Annotated in this window: 14 protein-coding genes; 6 read left to right on the top strand and 8 right to left on the bottom strand. The window is 67.7% G+C overall.

The features are described from left to right. The first annotated feature begins 609 nt into the window (after positions 1-609). Positions 610-2,424, top strand: a complete 1,815-nt coding sequence (locus ICC28_RS32580) for a hypothetical protein (protein ID WP_188292391.1) — start codon at positions 610-612, stop codon at positions 2,422-2,424. Then, positions 2,408-3,766 carry a hypothetical protein gene (locus ICC28_RS32575; protein WP_188292390.1) on the top strand — a complete coding sequence of 453 codons (1,359 nt, stop codon included), beginning with the start codon at positions 2,408-2,410 and terminating at the stop codon, positions 3,764-3,766. Before ICC28_RS32580 ends, ICC28_RS32575 begins: the two co-directional genes overlap by 17 nt. 110 nt (positions 3,767-3,876) lie before the next feature. On the opposite strand, the gene ICC28_RS32570 is transcribed toward ICC28_RS32575, so the two are convergent. From ICC28_RS32570 to ICC28_RS32555, 4 genes are read right to left on the bottom strand one after another with little or no spacing between them, the layout of a single operon-like run. Further along, positions 3,877-4,236: an ASCH domain-containing protein gene (locus tag ICC28_RS32570; protein WP_188292389.1), complete on the bottom strand. Its 360-nt coding sequence runs from the start codon at positions 4,234-4,236 to the stop codon at positions 3,877-3,879. Then, the gene (locus ICC28_RS32565; protein ID WP_188292388.1) at positions 4,233-5,348 is read right to left on the bottom strand and encodes a hypothetical protein; all 1,116 of its coding nucleotides are present in this window, start codon (positions 5,346-5,348) and stop codon (positions 4,233-4,235) included. Before ICC28_RS32565 ends, ICC28_RS32570 begins: the two co-directional genes overlap by 4 nt. Positions 5,349-5,376: 28 nt before the next feature. After that, a complete protein-coding gene (locus tag ICC28_RS32560) occupies positions 5,377-5,853 on the bottom strand; it encodes a hypothetical protein (RefSeq protein ID WP_188292387.1) in 477 nt (158 codons plus the stop codon). Beyond that, complete coding sequence (locus ICC28_RS32555; RefSeq protein WP_188292386.1) at positions 5,847-6,308, bottom strand: ATP-binding protein; 462 nt, start codon at positions 6,306-6,308, stop codon at positions 5,847-5,849. The genes ICC28_RS32560 and ICC28_RS32555 overlap by 7 nt, the downstream gene beginning before the upstream one ends. Before the next feature lie 173 nt (positions 6,309-6,481). Between ICC28_RS32555 and ICC28_RS32550 the strand changes: the two genes are divergently transcribed. Beyond that, the gene (locus ICC28_RS32550) at positions 6,482-7,738 is read left to right on the top strand and encodes an XRE family transcriptional regulator (protein ID WP_317454142.1); all 1,257 of its coding nucleotides are present in this window, start codon (positions 6,482-6,484) and stop codon (positions 7,736-7,738) included. Then, positions 7,735-8,553 (top strand): class I SAM-dependent methyltransferase, encoded by an 819-nt coding sequence (locus ICC28_RS32545; protein WP_188292384.1) that lies wholly within the window; start codon positions 7,735-7,737, stop codon positions 8,551-8,553. Before ICC28_RS32550 ends, ICC28_RS32545 begins: the two co-directional genes overlap by 4 nt. Positions 8,554-8,565: 12 nt before the next feature. Here the strand turns inward: ICC28_RS32545 and ICC28_RS32540 are convergent, their stop codons facing one another. The 4 genes from ICC28_RS32540 to ICC28_RS32525 form a co-directional block, all read right to left on the bottom strand. Further along, entirely contained in the window at positions 8,566-10,254 is a 1,689-nt protein-coding gene (locus tag ICC28_RS32540; RefSeq protein ID WP_188292383.1) for a relaxase/mobilization nuclease domain-containing protein, read from the bottom strand. Further along, positions 10,244-10,849, bottom strand: coding sequence for a hypothetical protein (locus tag ICC28_RS32535; protein ID WP_188292382.1), 606 nt, complete (start codon positions 10,847-10,849; stop codon positions 10,244-10,246). The genes ICC28_RS32540 and ICC28_RS32535 overlap by 11 nt, the downstream gene beginning before the upstream one ends. 319 nt (positions 10,850-11,168) lie before the next feature. Further along, the gene (locus ICC28_RS32530) at positions 11,169-12,341 is read right to left on the bottom strand and encodes a DUF3631 domain-containing protein (RefSeq protein WP_188292475.1); all 1,173 of its coding nucleotides are present in this window, start codon (positions 12,339-12,341) and stop codon (positions 11,169-11,171) included. Positions 12,342-12,927: 586 nt separating this feature from the next. Beyond that, positions 12,928-13,122, bottom strand: coding sequence for a helix-turn-helix transcriptional regulator (locus ICC28_RS32525; protein ID WP_019889361.1), 195 nt, complete (start codon positions 13,120-13,122; stop codon positions 12,928-12,930). A gap of 120 nt (positions 13,123-13,242) precedes the next feature. Between ICC28_RS32525 and ICC28_RS32520 the strand changes: the two genes are divergently transcribed. Together ICC28_RS32520 and ICC28_RS32515 are read left to right on the top strand one after the other, a co-directional pair. After that, complete coding sequence (locus ICC28_RS32520) at positions 13,243-13,746, top strand: helix-turn-helix domain-containing protein (RefSeq protein WP_186285306.1); 504 nt, start codon at positions 13,243-13,245, stop codon at positions 13,744-13,746. Between the two features lie 21 nt (positions 13,747-13,767). After that, the coding region (locus tag ICC28_RS32515; protein WP_188292381.1) for a tyrosine-type recombinase/integrase at positions 13,768-14,444 on the top strand (677 nt) is incomplete at its 3' end.

Here is a 14,444-nt window from a genome sequence, read left to right as displayed (position 1 = left end):
TCCGACGCACTTCCCCACAGAAAGAAGACCGCACCCGGACCGTCACGGACGCCATGTTCGGCGGCCTGCGGGCCGGGTGCGGGCAGGTAGGCGATGTGACCCGCGAAACAGCAGGTCAGAAGGCCTCGCCATGGATCAGGCCTTCTTGGTCTCCTAGTAATGGGCCGGGTCGGTGACCTGCGGGGATGTTTCCTGTGGGGCGCTGACCTGGCCTTTTGGTGATTGGTGGCGATGGGGTGCGACGGTCCTGATCGGGTGTTCTGCGGACTGTGTGCGGACTGGGCCGGGACTGATGCGATATCACTGAGCGTTTTCATTGCGGCCACTGATCAGGCGACGGGGGCGATGTGAGGTCGGGGTGCGCAACGGACAGGGCTCCCGTGCTGCTGAGTTGGGACTTCGAACACTCCCCTGGGCGAGGCAACCATGATCACGACCTACAGCTTGAGTACTCGAAGCCGAAAACGGCCGCGTGTGAGCGTTGGACGTAGCTGGCGGCGGACGTTGGGAGGAGCTCTCGACGAAGGTTCCTACGTGGCGGGCCAACCACCGCTTGATTATCCGGATAATCCGATCCGGGCCCTGGCGAGCGCGTGGCAGACTGGGCGGATGGACGCAGGTGATATCCCGTGGCAGTTGGGCGCACAAGTTTCACCCACGAGCCCAGGGGCAAAGGTCAGCTTCGCAGCTCTACGCGAATTGAGTCGCGAGGATGCCGAGCAGGCGCAAGAGTCGAGCAGGTTTCTCGAGCGACTCGCGGCTGCGACCGGATACGCCCAGCTCGTCGATGCATATCAGCAGCTTGACAAAGCTCTCAAGCGCCAGTCGACTCCCGAGCGACGTGCGATCGAGATGAATTCGGCTGCACGGGCCCTCGGCGCTATCGCTGCAGACTTTTCGGACGGGCTGAGGCGATCAGCTGAGCAGGACTTCGGAGAGGCAAGCGAGCAGTTCGCCCAGATCGAGGCTGCGATCTCCGAGGAAACCGCTCGTCCGCCGTTTCGGCTCCTGATAGCCGTCGGTTCGCTCAATGCCGGCCCGTTCATTGCGTTGGGCGGGGGCATCGGCATCGAATCCGAAGCGCTCAGCCAGCTTGCCGTCGCAGTAGACGGAGTTGGTCCCGGATTGGACCTGATGGCATCGCTCTTCAGCGGTGTCGTCATCGCACAGCGGCTCATCGGTCGCCAGCTTCAGACATACGCATCACTCATCAACAACCACTCCCTCCGCCTGCGCCAGCTTGCCGCAGAGGTCCCTGACGGTAACGCGTGCCTGTTCCGGTGGAGATCTATGGAAGGGGAAGCTGGCAGCAAGCGAAAGATGACCATGGATATCGTGGCATTGCCTCTAGATAAAGGCGTCCTTCTACATCGCGCACTGTCGTTCACCCAACAGTTTCTGAAATCGTCCTCGGGCTCACAAATCCGCTCAGCTCCTCCGCCTGCATCGGACCCCCGACCGCCTCTAGCGGCGCAAGTTGTCGATCCGGTGGGCGTTGGCGATGAGGGCTCGTCCCCACCTGCTCAGGAGGCCAAGGAGTTTGACGATCAAGCCCAGGACCTCGATGCGCTCGCAAAGCACGCCACAGAGTTCTCCGATGAGCTAGAAAGAGCGTGGTCGACGGCGATGGACCGGGCCCTTCTGACGGAAGCTCAGCAAGAGACCCAGGCGCGCTACGCAAGCCTCCTGTCAGCAGTCCAGAGGCGCGCGAGTTCCTATGACCGAGCCCTTCAAAAGGCCGGAGTCGATCCCGGCCTTCCCGCCTTCCCGACGCCACCTCACGAGGCGGCGCGCTACAGCTACAACAGTGATCGGGAACAGTGCGTGCTGCAGGCACGCCTTGCAGAGATCGAGGCGGTTACCCTGCTGCTTGGTGCCGTTGTCGCCATGCGCGAGCCGTCAGCACGGCGGACCTTCTCCAAGGGGCGCGCTGCCAAAACCGAAACGTGGTGGGAAGCTGGAGCCTTCTCCCTCGTGCGCGAGCGGGCCGCCCATCTCCTACGCGTTAGCAGGAACACAGCTGCACTCCTAGATGGTGCCCCAGAGGCCCGCTCGCCATCGATGGCGACGGCATTCGATCAGATGAGGTTGGCGACCATCGCATATGGTCGAGGCGATATGGAAGCCTCCGTGATGCACGTGCGGCTGGCCCTTTTCCACCGCGCCGCAACTGAGCGGGATGACGTACCGGACGACCTCCTGGAGCGGCTGGCGCGATATGTGCCACGTGCAGATCACGCGAATGCGCTTCGTCTCGTTGAAGTCGCCGCTCAACGAACAGCCAAGGGCGTGCTTCCGGAGGTCGCTGTGACGGCCCTCGTCGCACCTCTCGCGCTTTCTGTTCTCGGCGAGCTTCTGCGTGCACCGCAGGTCTTTGCGGACGCCCTGTCGGAAGGAGGGAGTGAAGATGGCAAAGAAGCCTGACCTGGACGCATTCGGACTCCTCAAGGCACAGGGACGCCGGGTGATCCGGTTTGGGCCGGTGGATGTGTCTACGGCGTTCACTGATGGGCAGGTCAACGTTGCAAGGAACACCGGAAATGATGCTCGGGTAAAGCTCGACCTTGAGCGTAGCGCAGCAACTCCGGACTACTTTGCCGGTCTCGGCGTGGCGGTGGAGCAGGAGGGCACAGTCATTCCGCGATTCACGGGAACCGTGGCGGCCGCCGAGCCGTATGCCGACGGAGTCTCCGTGCAGGCGCTCGGAGTGCTTTCGCTGTCCGAGGCAGTCCTAAACACGTTTACATATCGTGGATTCAATGGCCCTGAGCTTATTTATACTCTGGCTCGCTCCGGAGGAATGCGCGATGATCAACTTAGAATCGAAGGACTCGCCGCCTTGCCGCGAGAAACCTTCGAAGTGGTCGTGCCGGTCAGCGGCATTATCGTGGAGAAGCCTACAGATTTCGCGGGGGTACATTTCATTCCCCCAGACACCGCATCACGAATCCTCGCGGGCCTCGACACTTCAGACGGTAAATACAACGGCTTTGATGCACAGGCATATGCGCTCGCGCTCGTCACGACGACGCTCGCCTTGACCGCAGAGGAACGGGGTGTCGCGGCCATCGATTTTGCGCTTGCCTGGCTGACCACCTACCTCCGCTACGGCCATGCCACACTGCCGTCAGGTGAGACGCTCCACTTCAGCAGGAAGGACTCGCTCGCCCGCCTGGCCAGGCAAGACTGGGTGGCCATACGAGGCATGCAAACCGGCCGGTTCTGGCTTCGTCGGCCCGGACTACTTCCGCAGCCGCGCTCTGTTCCTCTCACGCCTGATGGCAGAAGATTCCATGCTGATGTCCCAAGGCTGACACTGCAGGAGCGTCTTGCGTTTCTCGCCCTCGCTCGTGCCGCAAATGAATCCGATCTGCTCGCCCGTGTGCTCGCCCTGTTCGAAGCGATCGAGTTCTATGCCAGTGGAACAGCAGTCGAGCGCATGTTTGCACAGGTGGAACTCGATGCGATCAAGGCGGGCATTCCGACCACTCTGAAGCCGGAGCAGAAGGACCGAATCAACGACTTTGTTGCCAATCTCAATAGTCCACCGTTGCGGCGGCAGTTGATGAAGGCGCTAGACGTGGACGGCGTCACTTACACGCCTGACGAAATAAAAATGCTCTGGCAGCTTCGCAAACTGCGCAACGACGTTGTGCATGGGAAGAGCAAGGAGATGCCGAAGGCCGAGGACGTCGAGTACGCCACGAGCATCGTCGCGCGCATGCTGGTCTACCGGGCCGCGCGGCGTCGGCGGGAGGAGAGCTGAGGCGGTTCACGCCACCGATACTGATCAAGCCGATGCTGGAACGGTGAAGCGCTCCCGGCCTGCTGCTGGCCGGTACAGCCAGAGACAGAAAGCTGATCACACGCCGGAGGCTAGTGGTCAGCGGTACGTTCGATTTCGATGGCCAGAGCCCCCAGGGCTTCCTTCTTGGGCGGGTAGATGGCTCGGATGTTGTTGAGCTGCTGTTCGCGAGTAGCGGTTGGATTGATGTTGGCCGGTCCCTCGCCGTCGAGCAGGGCTTCGAAATTGGCGTATTCGGTCACCCGCTTGACGTTCACCCTGCAGGTTTCGTCCGTGCCCTTGACGCGGAAGCGGATGATGTCGCCTGCACCGAGATCGGTGAGGTGCGGGTATTTCACCCGCACCTCGATGGTCTTGGTGCCTGCGGCGACGAGGTCGAAGTACTGGCGGTAGAGGTTGAGTTCGTGCATGCGGGCGGTGGTGTCGGTCATGGGGCGGGAACGCTCCTGGTGGCTGGTGCGGTCATCATGCGGCCGATCTCGGCGGCCGAGTACGCGCGGAAGAAGTGGCGGGGGTCGGACAGCAAGGTATCGGTCGTGGCCAGCAGCTGCTCGGCGTACTCCGCGATGGTGCCGGGCCACTGCCGGGTGTCGAGCATCCAGTCGTCCGCACCCTCGGGCAGGGGAGCGCGGCCCTCGCGGATCAGCGACTTGGACAGCTTGGCGCCGGTGTCGGTGACGACCTGCGGGCAGAACAGGCGGGCGGGGAGCTGGGCGCGGGTGAGGCCGACCGCTTGGAGGGCTTCGTCGACCAAGTGGGAGCCGAAGACCCAGTCGCCGCCCTTGACCATGACGTGCAGCGTGCCGTGGGGGTTGGACACGGAGAGTTCCTTGACCGCATTGCGGTACAGGGTGGCCAGGTCGAGGTAGGCGCCTCCGGTTGGGGTGATGGTCGCCTGGTAGGGGCCGTGGTGGAGGCATACGGCAGCGACTTGCGCGGTCTCGCGGTCGGTGAGGTGGACTCGGATGCGTTCGGCGTGCTTCTCGGCCCAGCCGCAGCCGGGGTGTGGGCAAGGGACGCGTAGGTGCGGGTTGCCGGTCGAGGGGGCGAGCCACCAGCGGGCGGCGTCGAGGCGGGGCAGGAGGCGGAGCCAGGTGCGGCGGAAGTGCTCGCCGGCCTGCTGCTGGCTGTAGGTCTCGATCCGGTGAGGGATGCCCAGGTGCCGAGAAAGCGCGGTGAACAGGGGCTGGTAGAGGGCGGTGACGAGGTCGGTCAGAGCCTCGTGGCCGAGGGCCTGGGCGTAGGCGCGTTGGTATCGGTGACCACTGACCGGGTCGGTGGTCAGTTCGTAGGGGGCGTTGTCGAGAGCGCTGAACAGGACTTCGGTGGGGCTGCCGAAGCGGTCACGGAGGCGCGCGGCCATGGCGAAGGCCAGGGACTGCACGAGTGAGGTGCCGATGTGCGGGGCGCCGTTGATTTGGGTGCCGACGACCAACACGATCCGCTCGGGTGGAGTGGCCAGGATGCGTGGGGTCAGAACGTCCTCGGTGTGGTGGAGGGCGTTGGCCAGGACTGTGTTTGGTGAGACGGGGTGGGGCGTCACGGGATGTCCCCCTGGGGTGGGTTGGGGTTCACTCGGATCGGGTGTGGCCGAAGAGGAGGCGCTGGAGGAGCGTGGCGCGGTCCAGGTAGGAGTCGATCTCCGCAGGTGCGGCGCTGCGGGAGAGTGGGTCGAGGCCGAGGACGAGGGCCACCGGGGTTCCTTGGCCGAGCAGCAGAGTCCAGGGGCGGCCGGTGGGGATGCGTTTGCGGTACGGGGTGCCGTCGAAGCGCAGGGCCACTTCAGCCGGGGCGATCAGATGCAGGCGTGGCCCGATGTCCGGCGGGGGTGTGGTGGCGGGGCCGAGGTGTAGCGCTTCGGCAACGGCGCGCATGCGTTGCTCGATGACGGCCGGCGTCTCGTAGCAGCTGTGGGGCGGTTGGGGCACTAGAAGGAGGCAGCACAGAGTGGCGCCGGTCGGAGTGGTGTCCAACCACGTGGTGGTGGCCAGGGAGGCGATCAAACCGGCGGAAGGCGCGAAGGGCTCGGTGCGGGCAGGCGTCAGCATGTGGGCACCGCGCTGTGGTGGAAGGTGGCCCAGACGTACTTGCCGGGGCCATGGCGTTTCTCGACGCCCCAGTGGTCGGCGACGGCAGAGACCAGCAGGAGGCCGCGGCCGTCGTCGGTGGTGCTCCGTGGCTCCTGCTTGGTGGGTGTGCCGTTGCCGCCGTCGTGCACCTCGATGCGCAGCACGGTGGTGTGCAGTTCGACTCGTACGAGGACCTGACCGCCTGCGGGAGCTCCGTGCAGGACGGCGTTGGTGGCGAGTTCGGAGGTGCACAGCCGGATGTCGTCGAGGCGTTCGGTCCGGCCCCATTGGGTAAGGGTCCCGGCGACGAAGGAGCGGGCGGCGCCTGGGGTGGTCCGGCGCCGGTCGAAGAGCATCGTTTCGTGCTCGACGGCGCCGTCGAGGGCTTGGTCCGGTGCGAGGGTGTCCGGCTCGTCGGGCAGTCTGCTGGGCATGGCCAACAGCCAACCGCCGTCGCTCGTTTGGGTCGGGAGCCAGCGTGAGGGCCATGCGGGGGGCCACTATGGGGGCCAGAGTTCGCATGTTCCTGGGAGATGGGATGGGTGACACGGGGATCGGTGCGTTGCTCATCCGGTTGCGCACTGGGCGTGGTTGGACCCAGCAGCGGGTGGCCGACGAATACAACGCCCTGGAGGGGCGGGCCGCCAAGACCGGTAAGGAGATTGGGCGTTACGAGCGCGAGGCGCGCATCCCGGTTCCGTACACCCGCAGGTACCTGGCTCAGGTGTTCGGCGTCGACATCGGAATGCTCGACCGTGCTGTGGCGGTCAGCAAGGGCCGCCAGGGTGGAGACAAGGCTGCGGAGACCGTTCCGGCGCGGCCTGTGGTGCCCTCGCGATCAGGTGCTATGTCGGCGGCGGACGCGGCGATGTCGGCGGACTTCGCCCGGTTCATCGCGCAGCGCAACGCCGACGAGTTCGTCGTCGAGCAGTTGGAAGCCGATGTTGCTCGGCTCGCTCGCGCCTACGTCAGCCATCCGCTGATGGAGCTGTACATCGAGATCAAGCGGCTGCGGGACGGGGCGTTCGAGTTGCTGCGCGGGCGCCAGCATCCCCGGCAGACTGCTGACCTGTACGTCGCGGCCTCACGGTTGTGCGGGCTGTCCGCGCACGTCTGCTTGGACCTGGGCGACTACGACTCCGCTGCCACCCACGCCCGTACCGCTCGGGCGTGTGCGGAGGCGGTCGGGCACGAGGGGATGCTGGCCTGGGTGCGGGCGGTGGAGTCCCTGATCGCCTACTGGACTGGGCGATACGAGCAGGCGGCGCGGCTGGCGCAGGCCGGCCGCCACCACCGGGCTCCCGGCAGCATCGGAGCCCGGCTGGCGAGCCTGGAGGCGCGTGCGCTGGCCGTAGCCGGAGACCGGGTGGGCGCGGTGGCCGCCCTTGCGGATGCCGAGCGCTCCCGTGAGGCAATGCCCGGCCATGACGAGGTGCCGGGCATCTTCGCCTTCCCGGCCGCCAAGCAGTTCGCGTACGCGGGCACGAGCCACTTGGCCGTGGGCGGGAGGGAACACGTCCAGCAGGCCATCGTCAGCGCGGACAGTGCGATCCGGCTCTACCGCAGTGCCGAGGACGACGACCAGTCGGTCGGCGACCTGTTCGCCGCCCATGTCGATCTCGCCCGCGGTCACCTGCTCCTGGGCGACCTGGACGGCACCGAGGCGATGCTCGGATTCGTCCTCGAATCCCCGCCTGAGCGCATGTCGGCCAGCATCGTGCGCCGGCTCACCGCTCTGGGCCGGGAGCTGGGAGGGCCGCAGTACGGTGGAGCCGCGCAGGCCGCCCACCTACGCGAACGACTCCAGCACACGGCCGTCCTCGCGGCCTCACCCGCCGCCCACTCACCGGAGCTGCCGACGTGACCGAACTGTCCGCCGCACGCGACGCCGCCGTCACCGACCGGAGCCGCCTCGCCGGAAGCGCCTACAACAGCGACCGGGACCTGGCCGCCCGCCAGTCGCTCTACCAGTGGCAGACACCCCGTTACGACCTGCCTGGCATCGTCGCCGAACAGCTGAGCGGCGTACGCGGGCGCGTGGTCGATGTCGGCTGCGGCAACGGCAAGTTCATTCAGCGGCTCCGCGGCGACCGGCCCGAGCTGGCCCTGCTCGGCCTGGACATCGCCCCCGGCATCCTCGCCGGCGTGCCCGGCCCTGTCGCCGTCGCGGATGCCACCCGCCTGCCGTTGGCCACGGCGAGCGTCGATGCCGCCTTGGCGCTGCACATGCTGTACCACGTCCCGGACATCCCGCAGGCGGTCAGGGAGCTGTCCCGTGTCGTGGCCCGTGACGGGCTGGTGATCGCCTCCACCAACAGCGACCTGGACAAGGCCGAACTCGACGACCTGTGGCAGCGGGCCGCGGGCGACGTCCTCGGCACCGGACGCGGCCCGGCCCGCATCTCGCTCAGCGCCCGCTTCTCCCTGGAGAAGGCTCCGGCCTTCCTGCGGGAGGAGTTCGGCCGGGTGGAGACGATCGAACTGCCCGGCACCATCACGGTCCACAACCCCGAGCCCGTCATCGCGCACATGGCCTCGTACCGGGCGTGGGCGGACCAGCACGAGGTGCCCTTCGAGGCCACGATCGAGCGGGCCCGCACGATCCTTGCCGATCACATCGCCCGAAAGGGCACCTTCGAGGTCAGGTGTCTCGGCGGCATCATCGTCTGCCGTCGCTGAGAGGCGACTTGGCTATCGCCGGCGGCCGCGTTCCGCAGGCCGTTCGATCACCGTCGTGGGCGTGGGTTGTGGCGTGGGCGTCACGGGTGTGGTGATGCGGCTGCTCCGGCTGCGAGCTGCCTGTGCTCGCCTGTTCGGCTGCACGGTGATGCGCCAGTTGAGAACCTCGGCAGGGCGTTCGGCACTGTCGAGTTCTCGCCGTGCGGCGACCTCGGCCAAGAGATGTCGGGGGTTGTGGCCGGCGGTCTCGGCGCGGGCGAGGGTCGTGGTCAGGGCTGGCCAGGCGGCATCAGCGAGGACGCGGGCGGCGTGGTCGGGGAGGACTGCGCGCAGATCCTGCTCGAAGCGGTTGGTGGTTGTGGCGCTGGGGGCGCGACGGGTGAGATCCGCCAGGACTGGCTGGGCGGTCTGCTGGTAACCGGCCTGGAGGTGGCGGAAGGCTTCCTCGGCCGCGGCGGCCTGCTGCTCGTGGCCGTGCTGCTCATGCCACTTGGCGGCGGCGCGCGCCAAGTGGAGCGCGGCGAAGATCAGGGCGACGGCGAGTCCGCCCGGACCATGTGGGGCGTAGGCGAGTTCCTTGGCGGCTTTCCGGAAGGCGCTGGCGGCCTGGTGGTCGGCCCGGATCGCCGAGCGGCGGGCGCGGTTGAACGCCCGTGCGGCGGCTTGCAGTTCGGCCCGGTGCTCGCCGTTGGTGGCGAGGGCGAGGTTGTGGAGGGCGTCGCCGAAGGCATCCAGATGCCCCTGGGCCACCGCGTCGTCGCCTGAATCGAGGACGGTGCGGGCGCCGCGGATGGCGGTTTCGGCGCGGTGCCACGGTTCGGCCGGGTCCGCCAGCTGTTGAGGGCGGTCGGCCAACTCCTGGGTGGGAAGGCGTTCGCAGAGGCGGTTGCAGGACAGGTCGGGGGCGAGCTTTGAGCCGCTGTACCAGACCGGCTCGCCGTTGGCCGTGTCGCCAGGCGCGGCCAGGCTGTAGCCGGTCACCTCGCCGGTCTCGGGGCCGATGCGCGGCCTGACCTGGATGCCGAGGGAGCGCAGCACGGTGAAGTACTCGTCGATGCTGCGTACGGCGGCGGCGACCGCGTACGCCTGCTCGCGCAGCCACTCCCGCGCGGTCTCCTCCCTCCCTTGGCGCTCCGCCTTGGCGCGCTCGGCTCCGGTCGGGGTACGCGGGGCGGTGAGATCACCGGACTTCAGGCGGCGCAGCCCGAACTCGGCCTCGATCTTGCGGCATTCCAGCTGTGCCCGCCAGCCGTCCCGGTTCGTACGAGGGCGGCGGCCGTCGGCTCGGACGGTGGTTGCCATGAGGTGGATGTGGTCGTCGGCGTGCCGGACCGCGATCCAACGGCACGCCTTCTCGTCTCCCTCAGGGGCGATTCCCGTGGCAGCTACGACGCGGCGGGCAACCTCGGCCCACTCGGCGTCAGTGAGGTAGCGGTCACCGGGCGCAGTGCGCACAGGGCAGTGCCACACATGCTGCGGCGGCTTTCCGCCGAGCTCCCGGGTGCGCAGGTCGACGTGGTGGTCCAGGCGCCGGGCGAGCTGGGTGTAGGTGGCCTCGGGGTCGAGGCCGGGGTCGGGGGCGCCGGCCATGTCCCAGGCGGCCACGATGTGGGGGTCCGTGTGCTCGTCGCGCCGCCCCTTGCCGAAGAGATAGTTGATCAGGCCGAGGGTGCTGGAGCCGGTGGAGACGTCAGGCACCATGACCGGCTCCTTCCGCCAGGAGCCGGTCCATGAGTGCGTAACTGGCCTGGGCGGCCTGCTCGATACGGTCGAGGACGGCCTCGGTGCGCTCGGGTATCGCGCCGGAGTGGACGGCTGCCGTGATCTGGTTGAGGTTGGTGCCGATTCGGTTCAGCGCCTTTGTGTGCGCTTCGATGGCCTCCACCAGCGGGCGGATGGGGTCGTCCTCCGGGCTGCCGACCATCCCCGCTTTGCCGAGCGCGACGGCGAGGGCGGCGTCGCCGACGAAGCCGGCGAACTTCTGGTGGCGCCGCTTGGCCTCGGCGTCGATGAGACGGATTGCGGTCGGCGTGAAGCGGATCTTCTTCTCTTGGTCGCGCTTCTCGATGGTGCGCTTGCGGTTCATCCGCGCGGGCAGTGCGGGGGCGTCGGGCTCACGCCACGAGGGCTGCTCAACGGCGGCGCGCGGTTGCCGGGCAGACGGCTCGGCGTGTGGGGTGACGGAGTCGGCGACGGGCTGCGTGGCGCTGTCGGCGGTAGACGCGGTGCGGGGCTCGTTCACCCCCTCCTCAGGCTCGGGCGCCCGCTGGCGCCCGGCCCCCTCTCCCTCCGCCACCCCAGGGGCGGGGGCAAGCGCGGACGAAGCCTCTTTAGGGGCTCGTTCGCTCCAGCTTGCTGCTGTTCGTCGGTCCCGGCTGAACCAACCCCAGCGGCGGGACGAAGAGGGGTTCGTGTCGTTCTCGGTGTGCATGGTGGTGCTCCGCAGGAGAGGGGGGATCGGGCTGTGTCACGTCCGTCGCATCCGTCGCATGCCTGGTCAGCACAGGTACGGACACGTGGGCAGGTACGGAGAACTCCGTCCCGGCGAGAGAGTCCGTCCCCGCGCTGACCTGCGCGGGGACGGATGCGACGGAGTGATACGGACCCCGGCGGGATCAGAGAGCGCGCTTCGGTCCGGCGGGGCCACCTGGCGGGCCGACAGGCAGCGTCCCCGCCGGGGCGGCGGGCGGCCTGCCCTGCGGCATGCGGGCGGGAGCGGCGCCGCGTTCGGGCTCGGGTGCCGCCTCGACGAGGTCGGGGCAGTTGCGGGCCCAGGCGTCCAGGAACCGGTTGCGCATGTACGCCTTGGCCTGCCTGCCCTTGTCGAACCGGTAGTTGGCCGGGCTGATGTTGAAGTCCCGCAGAAGGTTGCTCAGGTGGTACGCGTTCAGCCCTTTGGTGCCGTACTCCGCCCACGGGGCCTCAGCGTCCTGGAGCATCGAGGCGACCAGATCCTGAGTGGCCAGGGCCTCGGGGTTGTCCGCCTGCGCGAAGATGCGGTGGATGTCGCGCAGGAGCCGCGTCTTCAGGCTGCTCTGCTCGTCCTGGGCCGCCTCGTGGCGGGTCATGGCCAAGCAGGCGGCACGAGCCTGGGCGGGCCACTGGCCGCCTGCCAGGTCGGCGATGATGACCAGCGGCTCCCAGGTGTCCGCCGCCCGGTCTTCTACCGGCATCTGCGGCACCATTCGGGCAGCCTGCCCGCGCAGGGGACCCAGCCAGGCGGTCAGCCGGTCACGCAGCGCGTTGAGTTCCGGCACCGAATACCGGGAGCGGAACGGGGTGACCTTTTCGCCCGGCTTACGCTTCTGCATCCGCAGAACGACCGCCCGATCCATGACCGTGTCCGGCAGGTCGCCGATACCTGCGATGGCAGCCATGGCGAAGGTGGGGAACGGGGTCGGTTTGTGATCCGGACCGGAGATTCGCCAGGCGGGCCGGTTGCGCTGGTGCCCGGCATTCAGCAGGCCGCGCAGGATCTCACTGTCACCGCTCGCCTTCGGGCCGAAGATGGTGTCCGCCTCATCCACCAGCAGGGTGGGTGGGTTCTTGCCGATGACCCGGAAGATGACCGCCGGGGAGGTGTTCACCGTCATCATCGGCTGGTGCACGGTCTCGTGGAGCACGTCCAGAACCCGGGACTTGCCGCACCCCTTCGTCGGGCTCACCACTGCCAGACGCGGAGCATGCTGCAGAGCCGTCTGGATGTGCGTGGCCGCCACCCACAGGGTGACAGCGGTCAGCGCCTCCTCGCTGGGCAGCACCACGTATTTGCCGATCGCTGCCCGCAACTCGTCCAGCAGCGCGACCCCGTCAGTGGCTACCTGAGCACCGGCGCCTTCATGGCCGTCGGCGAGCGTCCCGCCATCGATGGCTGCGACCTCTTGTTGCTCAGCCCGCTCCACGGGGACGTCTGTCCCCGGCGACAGGTGAGTGCCGTTGTCCCGGTCCCCAGTGCGGTCCCCTGGTGCAACTCCAGAGTCTTGGGGACCGGTCCCCGTTGGCGCGCCGATGCCGCTGACCTGCACGTCTCCAACCGATGTGGATATGGGGACGGTGGCTCGCGCCGCCAGGGGACCGGATGTATCGCGGGCACGGTCCCCTGATACCGCAGCAGCAGAATGCGCGTCCCCGCGGCGTCCGGGGACGCCTTGGCCGGGGACCGCGACCTCGGGCCAGCTGACCTTGGGGACCGTGTTCGGGTTGGTGGGGGACGTAGAGTCCTCCATAGACGTTCCTCTCAGACGAGGGGCAGGACGGGCAAGGTCCAGCCCCTCGTCGGCTTGTTCGTTCAGGGATGGGCTGTGTGCGGGGGACTCTCCGGCCTTCGGCGTTGGCGCGCCGAGGGCCGTTTCCGTGTCCCGGGCCTCCGGCGGCTCAGGAGGCCAGACCCCACTCGTCTCGGCCCTCGATCAGCGCCCGCTCGTAGCGCAGCAGCTCGGCCTCGGGGTACAGCACCCGCTTGCCGATCTTGATGCCGCGCGGGCCCTTCTCGATCTGGCGCCAGTAGCGGACGGTGCTCTCCGCTGTGCGGTAGCGCTCGGCGACCTCGGCGGTGGTCAGATATCGCATGCATTCCCAATCGACTAGGCAGCAATCCGGTCTGCATAGGTTGTACTCGACGATCGCCGGTTAACCAAATCGGCAAGCGTATGGTTCAATTGGGAAAGTGATGGTCATGGTGGAGGTCCGATGACAGGCGACAAGGTCGACGGCGGTGAGGTACCGCTGCTCTACAGCGAGGGCAACATCGCCGCGCGGGTGGCACTGGAGCGCGAGGTCAGGGGGTGGAGCACGATCGAGCTGGCGGATCGGGTGTCCAAGGCCGGCGTCAAGATGAACCAGACCGCGGTCTGGCGCATCGAGAACGGCACCCCGCGCCGCCGCATCAATGTCGACGAAGCCCTCGCCTTCGCTCGCGTCTTCGAGCTGCCCCTCGAAGAGCTGATGTCCCCGCCGCTGGAAGGGCTGGACCTCGACAGCAGACGGCTCGTCCAGGAGGCCGTCGAGGCGTACTACGAGACACGCGACGCCGAGGACCGGCTGCACCACGCCGTCGTCGGCATCGCCGAGTACATCCAGGCCCACCCCGACAGCTCACGGGCCATCCACGAGCAGTGCCTTCGCCTCATGGGCGATGAGCGCGACGCCCGCACCCTCACCGAGCACATCGAGGGCGGCGGCTACCACCGATAACCAACCCAAGGGAGAAGCCACTTGGCGAACATCCAGAAGCGCCCCAATGGCAAATGGCGGGCCCGTTACCGCGACCTCGACGGCAAGGAGCACGCCCGCCACTTCGACCGGAAGCTCGACGCCCAGCGCTGGCTCGACGAGGTCACGGCGAGCATCGTGACCGGCCAGTACGTCGACCCACAGGCCGGACGGATCACGTTCGAGAAGTACGCGAAGAAGTGGGAGGAGTCGCTCATCGCCAGCGAGGCGGGCGAGCGGATCACCGACAACGCGCTCCGGCTCCACCTCGTCCCGGCCCTCGGCGCCCGCGCCATGGCGGCGATACGCCGCAACGACCTCCAGGTGCTCTTCAAGAGCCTGTCGGAGCAGCTCGGCCCCGGCAGCGTGCGTAACGTGTACGACGTCCTCGTACGCCTCATGGTCGCGGCCGTCGAGGACAAGGTCATCGCCTCCAGCCCGTGCCGCCGGATCACCCTTCCGCCCGTGCCCGACGAGGAGGTCACCCCGCCCACGGTCACGCAGGTCGAGGCCATGGCCTGCGTGATGCCGCCGTACATCCGCGCGGCGATCGTCACGCTCGCCGGATCAGGCTTGCGAATCGGCGAGTTGCTCGGCCTGAAGGTGTCAGACGTCGACTTCAAGGCCGGCACCATCCGCGTCGAGCGCCAGCGCCTCCAGTCCGGGAAGATCGGTCCGCC

Source organism: Streptomyces sp. TRM68416 (assembly GCF_014596915.1).
In the GTDB taxonomy this organism is placed as follows: Bacteria; Actinomycetota; Actinomycetes; order Streptomycetales; family Streptomycetaceae; genus Streptomyces.
The sequence above is the reverse complement of the archived record's forward strand: the minus strand, read 5'-3'. Positions and strand labels throughout refer to the sequence as shown.